General features: G+C 68.2%; 11 protein-coding genes. 8 read left to right on the plus strand and 3 right to left on the minus strand.

The features are described from left to right. Nucleotides 1-17: 17 nt before the first annotated feature. From BCL79_RS01255 to BCL79_RS01265, 3 genes are all read left to right on the plus strand, one after another. Nucleotides 18-944 carry a M14 family metallopeptidase gene (locus BCL79_RS01255; RefSeq protein ID WP_121036800.1) on the plus strand — a complete coding sequence of 309 codons (927 nt, stop codon included), beginning with the start codon at nt 18-20 and terminating at the stop codon, nt 942-944. Between the two features lie 118 nt (nt 945-1062). Next, nucleotides 1063-1620 (plus strand): ECF-type sigma factor, encoded by a 558-nt coding sequence (locus BCL79_RS01260; protein ID WP_183073619.1) that lies wholly within the window; start codon nt 1063-1065, stop codon nt 1618-1620. A gap of 33 nt (nt 1621-1653) precedes the next feature. Then, nucleotides 1654-4407 carry a serine/threonine-protein kinase gene (locus BCL79_RS01265; protein ID WP_121036802.1) on the plus strand — a complete coding sequence of 918 codons (2754 nt, stop codon included), beginning with the start codon at nt 1654-1656 and terminating at the stop codon, nt 4405-4407. A gap of 13 nt (nt 4408-4420) precedes the next feature. Here the strand turns inward: BCL79_RS01265 and BCL79_RS01270 are convergent, their stop codons facing one another. Continuing rightward, nucleotides 4421-5971: a thioredoxin family protein gene (locus tag BCL79_RS01270; RefSeq protein WP_121036803.1), complete on the minus strand. Its 1551-nt coding sequence runs from the start codon at nt 5969-5971 to the stop codon at nt 4421-4423. A gap of 239 nt (nt 5972-6210) precedes the next feature. Between BCL79_RS01270 and BCL79_RS01275 the strand changes: the two genes are divergently transcribed. Beyond that, nucleotides 6211-6867 carry a hypothetical protein gene (locus BCL79_RS01275; RefSeq protein WP_121036804.1) on the plus strand — a complete coding sequence of 219 codons (657 nt, stop codon included), beginning with the start codon at nt 6211-6213 and terminating at the stop codon, nt 6865-6867. A gap of 6 nt (nt 6868-6873) precedes the next feature. On the opposite strand, the gene BCL79_RS01280 is transcribed toward BCL79_RS01275, so the two are convergent. Both BCL79_RS01280 and BCL79_RS01285 read right to left on the minus strand, forming a co-directional pair. Further along, entirely contained in the window at nt 6874-8271 is a 1398-nt protein-coding gene (locus BCL79_RS01280; protein WP_121036805.1) for a sensor histidine kinase, read from the minus strand. Beyond that, on the minus strand, nt 8264-8938 hold the full coding sequence (locus BCL79_RS01285; RefSeq protein ID WP_121036806.1) for a response regulator: 675 nt from the start codon (nt 8936-8938) through the stop codon (nt 8264-8266). The genes BCL79_RS01280 and BCL79_RS01285 overlap by 8 nt, the downstream gene beginning before the upstream one ends. A 62-nt stretch (nt 8939-9000) precedes the next feature. On the opposite strand from BCL79_RS01285, the gene BCL79_RS01290 reads away from it, so the two are divergent. From BCL79_RS01290 to BCL79_RS20420, 4 genes are all read left to right on the plus strand, one after another. Then, the gene (locus BCL79_RS01290) at nt 9001-10260 is read left to right on the plus strand and encodes a TolC family protein (RefSeq protein WP_121036807.1); all 1260 of its coding nucleotides are present in this window, start codon (nt 9001-9003) and stop codon (nt 10258-10260) included. Continuing rightward, entirely contained in the window at nt 10257-11435 is a 1179-nt protein-coding gene (locus BCL79_RS01295) for an efflux RND transporter periplasmic adaptor subunit (RefSeq protein ID WP_121036808.1), read from the plus strand. Before BCL79_RS01290 ends, BCL79_RS01295 begins: the two co-directional genes overlap by 4 nt. Further along, nucleotides 11432-14536, plus strand: a complete 3105-nt coding sequence (locus tag BCL79_RS01300) for an efflux RND transporter permease subunit (RefSeq protein ID WP_121036809.1) — start codon at nt 11432-11434, stop codon at nt 14534-14536. Before BCL79_RS01295 ends, BCL79_RS01300 begins: the two co-directional genes overlap by 4 nt. Nucleotides 14537-14637: 101 nt before the next feature. After that, nucleotides 14638-15354 (plus strand): hypothetical protein, encoded by a 717-nt coding sequence (locus tag BCL79_RS20420; protein WP_259462070.1) that lies wholly within the window; start codon nt 14638-14640, stop codon nt 15352-15354. The last annotated feature ends 4 nt before the right edge of the window (nt 15355-15358 follow it).

Consider the following 15358-nt stretch of genomic DNA (forward strand, 5'->3'; position numbering starts at 1 on the left):
CTCCTTGGAGTACGGCCATGAGCAACACGCATTTTTATCCGATCGGCACCCCCGGCCAGCCGTGGGGCGATGCCGAACGGGCCCAGTGGCGCGCCAATCAGCAGCGCCAGCGCAGCTACCACGACGATGTGGTGGCCGCGCTCGAGCGCCTGGGCGAGCGTTTCGATGTGGTGCAGTACGGCCAGCTGGACTACGCGCCGGATCATTACCCGCTGTTTGCGGTGGTCAGCCATGCGTGGGATCCGGCACTGCCGACCGCGCTGGTGACCGGCGGCGTGCATGGCTATGAAACCAGCGGCGTGCATGGCGCGCTGCAGTTCCTGGATCAGCATGCCGAGGCGTATGCGGGCCGTATCAATCTGATCGTCGCGCCCTGCGTCAGCCCGTGGGGCTATGAGCGCATCCAGCGCTGGAATCCCGATGCGATCGATCCCAACCGCAGCTTCCGCGGTGAGGGCCAGATCGAAGAAGCGGCCTCGTTGATGCGCTGGATGGCCGCGCGTGGCGATGATCTGCTGGTGCACCTGGACCTGCATGAAACGACCGACAGCGATCTGCATGAGTTCGATCCGGCGCGCTGCGCCCGCGATGGCATCGCCCTGGTGCCGGACATCATTCCCGATGGCTTCTACGTGATCGGCAACAGCGAAGATCCGCAGCCGGCGTTCCAGCAGGCGTTGATCGCCGCGGTGGAGAAGATCACGCACATCGCCCCCGCCGACGCCAATGGCGAGCTGATCGGCATGCCGCTGCAGTCACCGGGCGTGGTCTGGGGCGAATCGCGTTCGATCGGCGCCTGCGCCGGGTTCACCGACGCGCTGTACGCCACCACCACCGAGGTGTACCCGGACAGCCCGCGGACCTCGCCGCAGGAATGCAACGATGCACAGGTCGCGGCGGTATGCGCTGGCCTGGACTTCGCCCTGGCCCATCCGCGCGCCTGATCGCCCCCCGTTCCCGCCCCCCGCCGGCGCGCTGGTGCCAAGGCGCCCGTGCGCTATCATCGGCCATCAGGGACGGGGGCGTCTGGCCGGAGAGGCTGGCGTCTTGGGAGCGGGGATGATGAGTGGCGATGTCACGCAGTGGCTGCACCGGTGGCGGCGCGGGGATCCGCAGGCGCAGGCGCATCTGTTTGATCTGATCTATCCCGCGCTGCGCGAGATGGCAGCAGCCCGTATCGGCCAGCGCCATGCCGACGTGACCCTGCGGCCGACCGCGTTGATGCATGAAGCGCTGTTGCGGGTGATGGGCTCGGACGTGGAGTTCGTGGATCGCGCGCACTTCCTCGCGCTGGCGGCCTTGAAGATGCGCGCGGTGCTGGTGGATTTTGCGCGCAGTGGCGCGGCAGCCAAGCGCGGGGCCGGGGCGTGGAACCTGACCTTGTCGCATGCTGATCAGGACGTGCCCTATGCGCCGACCTGCGACTACGAGGTCCTGGCGCTGCACCAGGCGTTGATCCAGCTCGCCGGGCACGATGAGCGCGCCGCACGTGCGGTGGAATACATGTATTTCGGCGGGATGGACCGCCAGGAAATCGCGGTCGTGCTGGAGGTGTCGGTGCCGACGGTCGACCGCGATCTGCGCTTTGCGAAGGCTTGGCTCAATCAGCGCCTGGCCTAATCGGGGGCGTTATCGTGACAGGGGGATGGGGCAATGACGGATGACCGCTGGCAGCAGCTGCGCACGATGTTCGATGCGGCGTGCGAACTGCCGCCGACCGCGTGGCGCACCGAGCTGGGGCGGATGACCAACGATCCGGCCCTGCTGGATGAGGTGATCGAGCTGCTGGAAGCGCAGACCATGGCGCTGGACAGCGCGCAGCGCCCCCTGCGCGAGTTGATTGTCCAGCTTGCCGAGCCGGATGTGCAGGTGGGTGAACGGATCGGTCCTTGGCGGCTCACCCGGCGCGTGGCCAGTGGCGGCATGGGAGCGGTGTTCCTCGCCGAGCGCGCTGACGAGACCTACCAGCAACGGGTGGCGATCAAGTTGCTTCGCGGCTTGGCGACGACCGAGATCAGCCAGCGCCTGGCCGCCGAGCGGCAGATGCTGGCCGGGCTGGAGCACCCCAACATCGCCCGGTTGTACGACGGTGGCAGCACCCCTTCCGGCCAACCCTATCTGGTGATGGAGTACGTGGACGGCGAGCCACTGGACCGCGCCTGCTGTGACCGTCCGCTCGATCTTTCCCAGCGCCTGCAGCTGTTCGTTCGGATCTGCCGTACGGTGCAGGCCGCGCACGCACGCCTGGTCGTGCACTGCGATCTCAAGCCCAGCAATATCCTGGTGCGCGCGGACAACGAGCCGGTGCTGCTGGATTTCGGCATCGCACGCTGGCTGGACAGCGCAGCCGAGTCCCGCGCCGACCGTTTCTACACGCCGGTCTACGCCAGCCCTGAACTGATTGCGGGCGAGCCGGTGGGTGTCACCACCGACGTGTACAGCCTCGGTGTGATCCTGGTCGAGATGCTGGCCGATCGCCGGCTTGGCCATGATGGGCAGCCGGCGGGTGCCGCGGTTCCGTTGCCCAGCCGCTGGGCGCGGCCATCGTGCGCGTGGCGAAAGCACCTGGAGGGAGACCTCGATGCGATCGCGGCCAAGGCCAGCGCACGTGACCCCGCCCAGCGCTATGGCTCGGTGGAGGCGCTGGCGGATGACATCGAGCGCTGGCGGACGCATCACCCGGTGCGGGCGCGAGGCGGGCGAGCGGGCTACCGCACGCACCGGTGGCTGCGTCGGCACTGGCAGGCGGCCGGCGTGGCCGTCGCGGTGACGGCCATGGCGGGCGGCTTCGTCTGGCGATTGAGCGAATCCAGTGCGCGCGCTCAGGAAGAAGCGGCGATCGCCGAGCAGGTCAGCGAGTTCCTGGTCGCCGCCTTCGATGCCGCCGATCCGCGCGAGCGCGGTGCACGCGGCACCGAAGATGTCAGTGCACGCGCAGTGCTCGATGCCAGCGCGGCGCAGGTCGATGCGGAGCTGGCCGATTCGCCGGCGTTGCGGGCGCGCCTGCAGAGCGTGCTGGGGCGCGCGTACCAGAACATCGGCCTGCCCAAGCAGGCCGAGACGCTGCTGCGCAGCGCGGCTGAAGGCCTGGCATCGCCGTCGGTCGATCGCGCGCGCCTGGCGGCGCAGACCTACAGCGATCTGTCGGTGGAGATGAGCAACGGCAAGCGGGGCGAGGAGGGCCTGAAGTACGCCGAACGTGCGCTGCAGCTGCTTGATCGCGAAGACGATGCACGCACCCGCGCACATGTGCTGAACTCGCTGGGCCTGGCCTACAGCCAGCTGGAGCGCTATCCCGAGAGCGAGGCAGCCTTCCAGCAGTCGCTGGCAATGCGCAGCACTATTCGCGAGCCGGGCACGGAAGGCGGCACCGCGACGGTGATGCAGAACATGGGGCTGATGTACCGCAACCGTGGTGAGCTGGACAAGTCCGAGCAGCTGCTGCGCGACTCGCTGGAGATCAAATGGCGCCGCAGTGAGACCAGTGCCGATTACCAGCACGGCCTGCACGCACTGGCCATGACCCTGCAGGAAGGCGGCAAGCCGAACGAAGCTGCACCGCTGCTGCTGAAATCGCGCGACCTCAGCCTGCAGCTGTATGGACATGACAGCTCCCGGACGGCGCTGGCGTACTGCGAGTTGGCGTTGCTGCACATGGATCTGGGCCGTTACACGGAGAGTGCGGAGGGCTTTGATACCTGCCTGCGCATCAGTGCGCTCACCAGTGGCGAAGACAGCATCGACCACGCGATCAACCTCAACAACTACGCCAATCTGGAAGAAGCCCGCGGCGATATGGGCAAGGCGGAGCAGCTGTATCGGCGCTCGCTGGCGATCCGCCGCCAGGTGCTGGGGCCGGACAAGCCCTCCAGCCTGCGGGCAGAGATGAACCTGGCGCGGCTGCTGATGCGCAGCGGTCGTGCCGACCAGGCCGGCCCGCTGATCCAGCGCGTGTTGCCGATCTGGCAGCGGATCAGCCCGGCCGACGCGCCGGATCTGCGCATTTCGCACCTTGGCGAGATCGAGTGGATGATCCAGCGCGGGCAATCGGCGCAGGCAGAGCAGGCGCTGCTGGCGATGGCGCCGATCGTGCCGTCGATGTCGCCGCCGTTGCAACTGCGCTACCACCAGATGCAGGCCGAAGCGGCGCTGCGTGCCGGGCAGGCCGCCTTGGCGGCGACCCGTTGGCGTGCGGTGCTGGACGGCAATGTTGCGTTGTTCGGGGCGCAAGCGCCGTCCGTGGCGCGCTTCCGGGTTCCACTGGCCGAGGCGCTGCAGGCCAACGGCGAGCGGGAGGCTGCGCGCCGGCAGATCGCGCAGGCCAAGCCACTGCTGGAGGCAGAGCTGGTGCCCGGCGCGCCCTATCTGCAGCGGCTGCATGCGCTGGAGGAGCGCCTCAAGGGCTAGGCGACGCCCCGCATCAGCTCTTCAGCCACCCCTCGCAGCCCGCGCTGCCGTCGTCGGAGGTGGCCGCCTTTGCGCACGTTGCGGTCATCCGCGCCTGCAGCCGGGTGAGGCTCTCCGCGCCGTGATGCTCGCGGCTCCACGCCTGCAATGCGGCACCGAGCCGTTCGAAGCGCTGGCGGGTGCGCTGGTGGTAGCCGGCCGGCTGCACGGCGAGATCGGCGATGACCTCGGCCGTGGCGGTCTCGATCGCCGCCGCATCATCCGGGCTCAGGCGCAGCAGACCCTCCACGAACAGCACGCCCCACTGCACGCGGGTGGCCGGCCCCTGTGCGCCCTGGTAGGCCTTGTGCAGCCAGGCGATGGCCGAGGCCTTGTCGCCGCGTTCTTCGGCAAGGTCGGCCAGTTCAGGCATGTAGTAGTACGGCGTCTCACTCCGATCAAGCTCGGCGAGCAGCAGTTTCTCTGCCGAAGCGTCGTCGTTGATCTGGCGCAGCACGTACACCGCGGTGCTGATCGTCGCTTGGCGTTCGTGCAGTGTGGTCGCGGCCGCATCGGCGGCGGCGACGCGTTGCGCCGCCTTTGCCTTCAGCGCTGCCGGAATGGCCTGGTCTGGCTGCTGCTCGCGCTGCAGGGCCAGTTCGGTGATCACCGTGCCCAGCCGCGCATCGGCCTTGTCGCCGAGTGCGTGGTCGGCGGCATCCAGCGCCTTGAGCAGCTGCACTCCCAGCTGCTGCGCCTGTTCCGGCGTGGCACTGGCCAGCGCCACCAGGGCAGGGCCTTGGTAGCCGAGCAGGTCACGATTGGCCCGGACCTCCGCGGGTGCTGCAAGAACGGCATCGAGCAGGGTGCGGGTGCGGGTGCGTTGCGCCGGTGTGGGTGTCTTGTCCGGCTTGCCGGCGCCGAGCGCCAGTAACGCGAACCGCCGCTGCAGCGCAGGCTCGGGCGCCGCCTTGGCCAGTTGCTGCAGCAATGACGCTGCATCACGTTCACCAGCAAGGCGATTGGCATCCACTTCCCAGCCGTAATCGCCGAGCACGCGCCAGTCGTCGGCGCTGACGTCCCTGGGTGCGCTCAAGGCATGCTGCAGCACCTCGCTGACCGCCGTGCGGCGGCCGGCGGCCAGGGTGAGTGCGCGGGTCAGCGCTTCACTGTCGTTGCCGCCGGCCAGGCGGGTGAGCTCGTTGCGCTGGGGGTCGAGCACGATCAGCGTCGGGTAGCCGCGCACGCCGAACCGCTCGCCCCAGGCCTGCGCGCCTTCTTCGTCGCCATCCAGATAGACGGGCACGTACTGCCGGGTCAGCGCGATGAAGGCCGGATCCTTGAACAGCGTGGCCTTGAGCTGGTTGCAGGGCGGGCACCACACCGCACCCCAGTACAGCAGCACCGGTTTGCCGCTGTCGCGGGCCTCGGCGAAGGCGTCGTCGACATCACCGTGGCGCCACGCGATTTCATCGGCCTTGGCGGTCTCGGTGGTGGCCGCTTTCGGCGCGGGGGAGGGGGCGGGGGAGCAGGCGGGCAACAGGCTGACCACGCCGAGAAGACCAAGACAAAGAACACGCCGCATCGAGAGATCCATACGTATGAGAGCGCCGCGGACGCGGCATGTGACGAGTCTAGTCAGCGGCTGCAGTGCCGGGCGGGTCACGGTCATGCCGATTGCTCATGAGGCGTAGGGCGGCCGGGCATGTGGGGCAACGTTCCGCGGCAGCGTGAGGACGCCCGCCAGGCGGCAAGTGGCAGGCAATAGCCGCCGCGTTAACGAGGCAGTGGGCACGCTGGACACCCCTGTTCCCGGAGCCGCACATGGCCCTGAATCCACTTCCTGCACCGCCGGTTCTACTCGCGGCGCTTCTGCTGGCTTTGACGGGCTGCAGCAAACCACCGGCGGATGCGCAGCGCGCCCCCACTGCGCCGGACGCCGCCTCACCAGCGGCCGCTGCAGCCGCGCCTGCCTATGCTGAAGGGGCGGGCGGCATCGCCGTTCGCCCGGTGCGCGGCGTGCAGGTGGTGCAGGATTTCCAGCGTGACTACCTCGCCTCGCCCACGTGGAAGCTGTTCGCGCCGCCTGGGAGCGTCGGTACGCCGCTGGTCGCCCTGGTGTTGGATGGCTCGGACAGTGTGACCGCCGGCGAGCTGCGGATCGGCCGCAGCGACGACGCAACGGCGGTCAAGGCCTGTCTGGAGACGCCGGCCGAAGCGACCGCGCCCGCGGCACCGGCCACGGTCGATATCGGCGGCGTGCCGTTCACCCACGCCACGGTGGGCGATGCGGCCATGAGCCATTACGTCAACGCCGAGAGCTACCGCGCAGTGCACAACGGCGCCTGTTATGCGATCGATCTGGTCGTCGCCGGCACGCGCCCGGAGGTGTATGACCCGCCGCGCACGCCGCCATTCACCCACCAAGAGGCCGCATCGCGCTTGGCGGAGGCCCTCAAGGCGGTGTACTGGCTGCCGTGATGTGTTTCAGCCCGCCCGCGATGGAAATGCAAGCATGACCTGGGCGCCGCCCAGCGGTGAACCGCCGATGGTGAGCGTGGCACGGTGCCGTCCGGCGATCTCGGCCACGATGGCCAGGCCCAGCCCGCAGCCATCCCCATGGGCATCCCCGCGCCAGAACCGCTCGGTGACACGGCTGCGCAGTGACGGATCGATCCCGGCGCCGTTGTCGTTGACGCTGAGCCGCGTCTCGCCGCGGGTGGCCTCCACGCTGACCGTGATCACGCCGTCCAGTGCGCCGTAACGCAGGGCGTTGTCGACCAGGTTGCTGATCGCCTCGCGCAGCAATTGGGGCTCGCCCATCACCATGACACCGGCATCGGGACCTTCGTAGCCGAGGTCGACGTTGGCAATCACCGCGCGGTCCATCAGCCGCTCCAGTTCATCGCGTGCGAGCTCGGCCAGATCCACCGGACGCATGGTCAGCATCGCGCCGGCGCTGTCTTCAGAGCGGCTGAGGATCAGCAGTTGGTGGGTCAGATGGCGCAGACGTGTCAATCCGCGCAGCAATCCGGCCAGCGCGTCACGCTGCGCAGCAGGATCCTGCTCGCGCAGCGCACTCTCCAGTTCGATCTGCAGCCCGGCCAGCGGCGTGCGCAGTTGGTGTGCGGCGTTGCTGATGAAGCGCTGCTGGGCGTCCTGCATCGCTGACAGGCGGCTCACCAGCTGGTTGAAGGCATCCACCGCCGGCCACAGCTCGCGTGGCGCGGCGTCGCGCGGCTCCAGCGGGGTCAGGGCATCCAGCGGTGCGCTGGCCAGCCGTCGCGCCGCGCCGTTGGTATGCCGCGCCGCCGCGCCTGTGCCGGACCACGCCAGCCACGCCGCGAGCAGCAGGATCGTGCCCTGCAGCGGAATGCTTGCCAGCAGCAGTCGATGCTCCAGCCGAAGGCGCTTGGTGCGGGTCTCGGCCACGCGGATCACAATCGGGGTGGCCGAACCCGGCGGGGTCATCGCGACCTGCACCACGCGCACGTCGCGGGCATCGATCACCGCGTCATAGTAGCTGCGCGCAGGGCTGTCATCGGCGTCCTCGGCCAGCGCGGCGGTGGCGGTCGGCAGCGCCCCGGTACCGTAGAGCCGCGTGCCATCGGCGCGGGTCACGTCGCCATATATCCGATCCACCGTGTCCCAGGTGAACATGCGCGAGACGGCGGGGGAGATCTCCATGTGGGCGGTGTCGCCGCGCACCTCGATCAACTGTGCCAGCGACATCGCCGAATCCAGCAGCCAGCGGTCGTACACCTGTTCGGCGTAATGCCGCGCCAATACGAACGCGCCCACCGCACTGGCCAGCAGCAGCACCAGCAGCGGCAGCCACAAGCGCCGCAGCAGGACGCCGCGCAGGCTGTACGGCGCATCAGCCATCACTGGCTTCCAGGCGGTAGCCAAGACCACGGAGCATGCGGATGCCGATCTTGGCATCGGCCGATTGCAGCTTGCGGCGCAGGCGGCTGATGTGGACTTCGATCACCGACAGGCTGGCCTCGTGGTCCCAGCTGTAGACCGCATCGAACAGGCGCTGCTTGGCCACGATGCGCCCCGGCTGCTGCAGCAGGATCTCCATCAGGGCCAGCTCGCGTGCGGTGAGTTCCAGCGGTTGATCACCAACACGAAGTTCGCGGGTGCCGGTATCCAGGCGCAGTGCGCCCAGCTGGCGCAGGGCAGGGGCGGTGGACTGGCGACGGGCGAGCGCACGCAGGCGCGCTTCGAGTTCGCCGAGGGCGAAGGGTTTGGCAAGGTAGTCATCGCCGCCACCATCCAAGCCGCGGATGCGGTCCTCCACGCCGTCGCGGGCGGTGAGAATCAGCACCGGCACGGTAAAGCCGTCCTGCCGCAGCCGCGCCAGCAGATCCAATCCATCGATGTCGGGCAAGGAAAGATCCAGCACCACCAGGTCATAGCTGACGCTGGCCAGCGCCGACGGCGCGGCCAGGCCACGGGCGAGATGATCGCAGGCATGACCGGCGCGGGTGAGTGCGCGCACCAGGCCATCGGCCAGCGCGGCATCGTCTTCAATCAGCAGAATGCGCATTGCAAGGTTGACGCAAGGTTCGGGAAAGTTTGACGAAAGCGCTGCACCTTACCGTGTCGGCAATGAATATCACCACCCGCTGTGCCGCCCTGATGGCCGCACTTCTGATAGCGCCGGGCACCGCTTCGGCACTGACGCTGGCCCAGGCGGAACAGGCCATGGCAGCGCACAACCCGGATCTGCTCGCGGCAGCGATCGAGCTGCGCGGCACGCAGGGCGATGCCTTGAGTGCGTCGCGACGCCCCAGCCCGGAGCTGAGCGTGGGCACCTCCAAGATCAGCCGGCAGGAGGGCATCGGCCCGGGCCGATGGAAAGACAAGCGCGTGGATTCCACACTCGGCCTGGGCTGGACCTGGGAGCGCGGTGGCAAGCGCGGTTGGCGCATGCGTCAGGCCGACGCCTTGGTCGAGGCGGCCAACCTCAGCCTGCTCGACGGACGACGCCAACAGCAGGTCGCGCTCACCGAGGCGTACTTCGGGTTGAAGGCTGCGCAGGAACTGCAACGCATCGCGGAGGAGGACCGGCGCGCGTCGGCGGAGAGCCTGGCCGCAGCGGACAAGCAGGTGGCGACCGGCGCCATGGCCCCGATCGAGCGCTCGCGATTGGCGGTGGATGACCTCAAGGTGGCCGATGCCGCCCGTGAGGCCGAGCGTGGCCTTCGCGAGGCACGGCATGCGCTTGCGCTGCTGCTGGGCAATGACATCGATGCTGCGCTCAGCGCCGACGATGCGTGGCCGCGCGCGCGCTCGAGCGCGACACCCGCGACACCCGCACCGACCGCATTGGAGGATCGCGTTGATCTGCGAGCTGCCCAAGCGCGGGTGATCGCGGCGGACGCGGCACGTGCACTGGCACGCAGTGAACGCCGGCGCGACGTGCAGTTCGGCATCGAAGCCGAGCGCGAGCCCGCCGATATCGGCGGGGTGACCTGGGGCGTTTCGATGAGCGTACCGCTGGGCGGTGCCAAGCGCTGGCGGGGCGAGCAGCAACGAGCGGAGGCGGACTACGAGGCCGCCGTCCTGGAACGGCAGCAGTTGCGGCGTGCAGCCACCGCCGAACTGGATCAGCTGCAGCACGCACTGGCCGCCGCCGCACAACGCCGCACCGAGTACGAACAGCTGCAGGGACCGGCGGCCAGGCAAAGCCTGGACGGCCTGGAACTGGCCTATCGCCGCGGCGCTGCCACCTTGACCGATCTGCTGGACGCACGGCGCAGCTGGCGCGAGTTCGAATCCGATCTGATCGATGCGCGGTTGGCGCATGCCTCCGCCCTGGCGCGCTGGAACGCCGCCGTTACTGCTTCCGAAGGACTCCCCCGATGATGTACTCCCGCACCGCCGGCTCGGCCCGGCTGCTTTCGCTGCTCGTGGCCGCCGTGCTGGCCGGTGGCTGCGCGCGCGACGCCGGACCTGTGGCCGTGCCGGCCCCGACGGTCGAGGGCGCCACCATCCGCTTCGCTGCCGACAGCCCGCAACTGAAGGTGCTGCGAAGCGAAGAAGTGACCGATGGCTCGGCCTCGGTCCTGCAGCTGCCGGCGCGCATTACCTGGGATGACACGCGTTCCAGCATGCTGCGCTCGCCGCTGCCGGGCCAGGTGGCGCGTATCGAGGCGGCGCCCGGCCAGAAGATCAAGGCCGGCCAGGTGCTGGCGTGGGTGACCTCGCCTGAGTTCGGGCAGGTGCAGGCCGAGGGCGCACGTGGCGCCGCCGAGCTGCGTCAGGCACGCAACGAACTGGCCCGCGTCCGCGAACTGCACGAGGCCGGCGTCGCCTCGGGGCGCGAACTGGACGAAGCCGAATCCGCGCTGGCGGCCAACGAGGCCGAGCATGCCCGCCTGCAGGCGCTGACGCGTGGTTTTGGCAGCAGCCGCAGCATCGACCAGCGCATGCCGCTACGCTCGCCGATCGACGGCATCCTGGTCGAGCGTCGGATGAGCCCGGGCATGAGCGTGTCGCCGGAGGCCGAGCTGCCGCTGGCGGTGGTGAGCGATCCAGACCGGCTGTGGCTGATCGTCGATGTTCCCGAGGCGCTTGCGGGGCGCCTCAAGCCAGGGATGGCCGTGAGCCTCACGCCGGGCCAAGGCGAAGCAGCGCACGCCGTACTCGGCCATGTCGATGACTACATCGACACCGAGCGCCACGTGGTGCAGGCGCGTGCAGAGCTGGACAACCGTGAGCGCCGCTTCAAGGCGGGTCAGTACGTACGGGCTGCGATCACGGTGCCGATGGACGGTGGCGTATCGCTGCCGGAGGGGGCAGTGCTGCTGCTCGGGCGTGAGCAGGTGGTGTTCGTCGACGAGGGCAAGGGCCGGTTCGCGCGGCGCTCCGTGCAGGCCGAGGAGTTGGGCCAAGGGCGCTTGTGGGTGGGGCAGGGGCTGGCCGCCGGCGCGCGCGTGGTTGTGGACGGCGGTCTGCTGCTGCAGCAGGTGCTCGATCAAAACGTTGGCAGCGCTGAGTCACCCGCCGGTGGTGCGGCGGCAGCCAAGGCTGCCCCATGATCGATCGTCTGATTGCGTACTGCCTGCGTCAGCCGTTGATGGTGATGCTGGCGCTGCTGATCTTCATCGGCGCCTCGTTCGCCGCGTTCCGCGAGCTGCCGGTGGAAGCCTTCCCGGACGTCTCCGATACCCAGGTCACCGTGGTGACGCTGCACCCTGGGCGCGCGGCCGAAGAAGTTGAGCGCGAAGTCACGATGCCGCTGGAGGTGGCGCTGTCCGGTATCCCGCACTCGGTGCGCGTGTTCTCGCACACCCAGTTCGGGCTGTCGATGATCATCCTGACCTTCGATGACGGCGCCGACGACTATTTCGCGCGCGCCCAGGTAATGGAGCGCCTGCAGGGGGTGGACCTGCCCGACGGTGTGCAGCCGGAGATGGAGGCGATGAGTTCGGCGGTGGGCGAGATCTACCGCTATGTCCTGCACGCGCCACACATGAGCTCCACTGAGCTGCGCACCGTGCAGGAATGGGTCATGGAGCGGCGCCTGCGTACGGTGCCGGGCGTGGCCGACGTGGTCAGTTTTGGCGGCTATGCACGGACCTTCCAGGTGGAGCCGGACCTGGGCAAGCTGCGTGACCGCGGGATCAGCCTGGAGGAATTTGCCGAGGCGCTGGAGCGGGGTAGTGCGAACGCCGGCGGCGGCTATGTAGAACGTGGGCAGCAGCAGTATCTGATCCGTGGTGTTGGGCTGATGCGTTCGCCGGCCGATATCGGCACCGTTGTGGTGGGGGAGCGGCAAGGCACACCGGTGCTGGTGCGCGACCTCGCCCGCATCGTCGATACCGGCCTGCCGCGGCAGGGCCTGGTTGGCCAGGATGACAACGACGACGCCGTGTTCGGCATGGTGCTGATGCGCAAGGGCGAGAACCCGTCCCTGGTGCTGGATGCGTTGCATGCGCGCGTGGCCGAGATCGAGGCCACTCACCTGCCGGACGGGGTCACGCTTGAACCGTTCTACGACCGTTCCTGGCTGGTCTCGACCACCCTGAAGACGGTGTTCCGCAACCTGGTGGAGGGTGCGGTGCTGGTGTTCCTGGTGCTGTGGCTGTTCCTCTACAACGCCCGTGCGGCGTTGATCGTGGCAGCGATGATGCCGCTGGCCTTGCTGTCGACCTTCCTCGGCCTGCACCTGTGGGGCGTGCCGGCCAATCTGCTCTCACTGGGCGCGATGGACTTCGGCATCATCATCGATGGTGCGGTGATCGTGACCGAGCACATCGTCTCGCGCATGTCGAAGATGCCGCCCGGCAGCACCCGGCGCGAGCGCATGGCGACGGTGTTGTCAGCCGCGTCGGAGGTGGGGCGGCCGACCTTCTTCTCGATGCTGATCATCATCGCCGCGCACATCCCGATCTTCACCCTGCAGCGCCAGGAAGGCCGGATGTTCGCCCCCATGGCCTATTCGGTGACGTCGGCGCTGATCGGCGCACTGATCCTTGCCCTGACCGTGGTGCCGCTGCTGTGCTTCTGGTGGCTGCGGCGCGAGCGGTTGAAAGGCGAGAACCCGGTGATGAACCGGCTGGTCGGCTGGTACCGCCCGTGGCTGGAGGGGGCGATGGCGCGGCCCCGTGCGGTGGTGCTTGCGGCAGTGGCCATGTTGGTGGTGACGCTGGCGTTGGGCACGCGGTTGGGGTCGGAATTCCTGCCCGAACTGGACGAAGGCTCGATCTGGCTGACCGCCACACTCGACCCCAGCACCAGCCTGGCCGAGGCGCAGGCCCAATCCCGGCGCATCCGTGACCTGGTGCGGACCCTGCCCGAGGTTTCGACGGTGGTGGCCAAGCTGGGTCGCCCCGAGGATGGCTCCGATGCCAAGGGCGCCAACCAGATCGAAGCGCTGGTTGCGCTCAGGCCCGAGTCCGAGTGGACCCGAAAGATCGACAAGCGCGAGCTGGTGGCGCAGATGCAGCGCATTCTGGAAGCGCGTATTCCCGGCCCCGAGTTCTCGATCTCCCAGCCGGTGCGCGACAACATCCTGGAGAGTATTTCCCAAATCAAGGGCCAGGTGGTGATCAAGGTCAGTGGCGAGGATCTGGACGTGCTGACCGGCCAGGCCCAGGCGATCCTGGCGCAGGTGAAGGGCGTGGACGGCGTGGAGAGCGCTTTCATCGACCGCGACGGCAGCCTGCCGCAGCTGCGCATCGATATCGATCGCGACCGCGCGGCGCGCTACGGCCTCAACGTGCAGGATATCGATGCCGTGATCGAGACCGCCATCGGCGGCCGCGAGGTCGGCCAACTGTGGGAGGGCGAGCGCCAGTTCCCGATCAGCCTGCGCCTGTCCGATGCCGACCGCGATCTGCAGCGCCTGCGCACCGTGCCGGTGGGGACGGCCTCAGGCCAGACAGTGACGCTGGGCGATGTAGCGGACTTCAACATGGCCAGCGGCGCGATCAACATCTCGCGTGAGAACGCCCAGCGCGTCAAAGCCGTGAGCATCTTCATCGCCGGCCGCGACATGGGCAGCGTCGTTGCCGATATGCGCAAGCAGGTGGATGCCACCATTCAATTGCCAGAAGGCTACCGCATCGACTGGTCCGGCGAGTTCGAGAACCAGCAGCGCGCCATGGCTCGCCTGGGCTGGGTGGTGCCCCTGTCGGTGCTGATCATCTTCGTGCTGCTGTTTGATGCCTTCAAGGACGTCACCAGCGCCGCGCTGATCCTGGCCAACGTTCCGCTGGCGATGATCGGCGGCATCCTGGCGCTGCTGCTGACCGGGATTCCGTTGTCGGTGTCGGCGGCGATCGGCTTCATTGCGTTGTTCGGGCAAGCGGTGCTCAACGGCGTGATCATGCTGACGCGCTTCGGGCAATTGCGCGAGCAGGGCATGGTGCTCTACGACGCCGTGGTGCAGGGCGCACTGCAGCGCCTGCGCACGGTGCTGATGACGGCGCTGTTGGCGATGTTCGGGTTGCTGCCGATGGCGACGTCGCATGCGATTGGCGCTGAGACCCAGAAGCCGCTGGCGGTGGTGGTGATTGGCGGGCTGCTCTCGGCGATGTTGCTAACCCTGCTGGTACTGCCGACGCTGTACTACTGGGTGCATCGCCGGCGGGAGCAGCGGCGGGGCGGGGTGGGGGCGGAGGCCGAAGCGGTGTAAAAGGCGCTGGCCGGCTGGCTGGGTAGGGCGCGGAGGCGTCGTTGCCCGGCCGGCGGTATGATCTGCGATCGCACGGAGAGCGGAGCTGATCAGGAATGGAGATGACCACGAACGCCGCAGCGCCTGGCGCACCTGAACCACGCGAAGCTTCTGCCCCTGGAATGGAGCTCAGTTTCTCCTGGTTACACGACAACGTTGCGGCCTACGTTGCCCGTCGCCGGGAGGCGAAGCCGTCGCGCGTGGAGCGCGCCTCCCTCTGGATCGGCTTGGGTGCGGCAGGCGTGGGGCTGCTCGCCGCTGCGTTGAGCCCACGCTTCATCGCTCCGCAGCCAGCGGCAATCACGTCATCCATCTGTCTGGTGGTGGAGCTGGCGGGGTTTGCCGTCCATCTGATCCTCACGGCAAAGCGTGAACTACCCCAGCTTCTCAGACTGCGGCGCTCGCACGCAGTAGAAATGGATGTCGATTTCGCCTACTGGCGCCGCCTTGTGGGTCAACTTCGGGCGTTCCCGAGCGAGCACTGCGAGGAAATGCTGCGATTCTCGAGTGGACTGCGCCAGCGCATGGATGAGCGCATGGGGTTTGCGTTTGGAGGTATTCAACGTCTCGGCATCTTCCCGGTCCTGGTTGCGCTCTATCTACAGTTCCGCAACTGGACCTGGGGAGACTGGGCTACAGCGTTCGATGTGAATCCAGTTGCGGGCCTGATCATCTGGATGATGGTGCTGCTTTACGCGGCTGGCTGGATGTTGATCGGGCTTCGAACCCGGCTGGATACGTACGTCAGCCTGCTTGAAGCTGCACTGCAGAAGCGGTGACGAA

The sequence above is a fragment of the Stenotrophomonas rhizophila genome, from assembly GCF_003651185.1.
Lineage (GTDB): Bacteria > Pseudomonadota > Gammaproteobacteria > Xanthomonadales > Xanthomonadaceae > Stenotrophomonas > Stenotrophomonas maltophilia_Z.

What these genes read in the sequence shown, in the direction of transcription:
- BCL79_RS01280 (WP_121036805.1), bottom strand. Translation starts at nt 8,271, where the DNA reads ATGGCTGATGCGCCGTACAGCCTGCGCGGCGTCCTGCTGCGGCGCTTG.
- BCL79_RS01300 (WP_121036809.1), top strand. Translation starts at nt 11,432, where the DNA reads ATGATCGATCGTCTGATTGCGTACTGCCTGCGTCAGCCGTTGATGGTG.
- BCL79_RS01260 (WP_183073619.1), top strand. Translation starts at nt 1,063, where the DNA reads ATGAGTGGCGATGTCACGCAGTGGCTGCACCGGTGGCGGCGCGGGGAT.
- BCL79_RS01270 (WP_121036803.1), bottom strand. Translation starts at nt 5,971, where the DNA reads ATGCGGCGTGTTCTTTGTCTTGGTCTTCTCGGCGTGGTCAGCCTGTTG.
- BCL79_RS01290 (WP_121036807.1), top strand. Translation starts at nt 9,001, where the DNA reads ATGAATATCACCACCCGCTGTGCCGCCCTGATGGCCGCACTTCTGATA.
- BCL79_RS01275 (WP_121036804.1), top strand. Translation starts at nt 6,211, where the DNA reads ATGGCCCTGAATCCACTTCCTGCACCGCCGGTTCTACTCGCGGCGCTT.
- BCL79_RS20420 (WP_259462070.1), top strand. Translation starts at nt 14,638, where the DNA reads ATGACCACGAACGCCGCAGCGCCTGGCGCACCTGAACCACGCGAAGCT.
- BCL79_RS01255 (WP_121036800.1), top strand. Translation starts at nt 18, where the DNA reads ATGAGCAACACGCATTTTTATCCGATCGGCACCCCCGGCCAGCCGTGG.
- BCL79_RS01285 (WP_121036806.1), bottom strand. Translation starts at nt 8,938, where the DNA reads ATGCGCATTCTGCTGATTGAAGACGATGCCGCGCTGGCCGATGGCCTG.
- BCL79_RS01265 (WP_121036802.1), top strand. Translation starts at nt 1,654, where the DNA reads ATGACGGATGACCGCTGGCAGCAGCTGCGCACGATGTTCGATGCGGCG.
- BCL79_RS01295 (WP_121036808.1), top strand. Translation starts at nt 10,257, where the DNA reads ATGATGTACTCCCGCACCGCCGGCTCGGCCCGGCTGCTTTCGCTGCTC.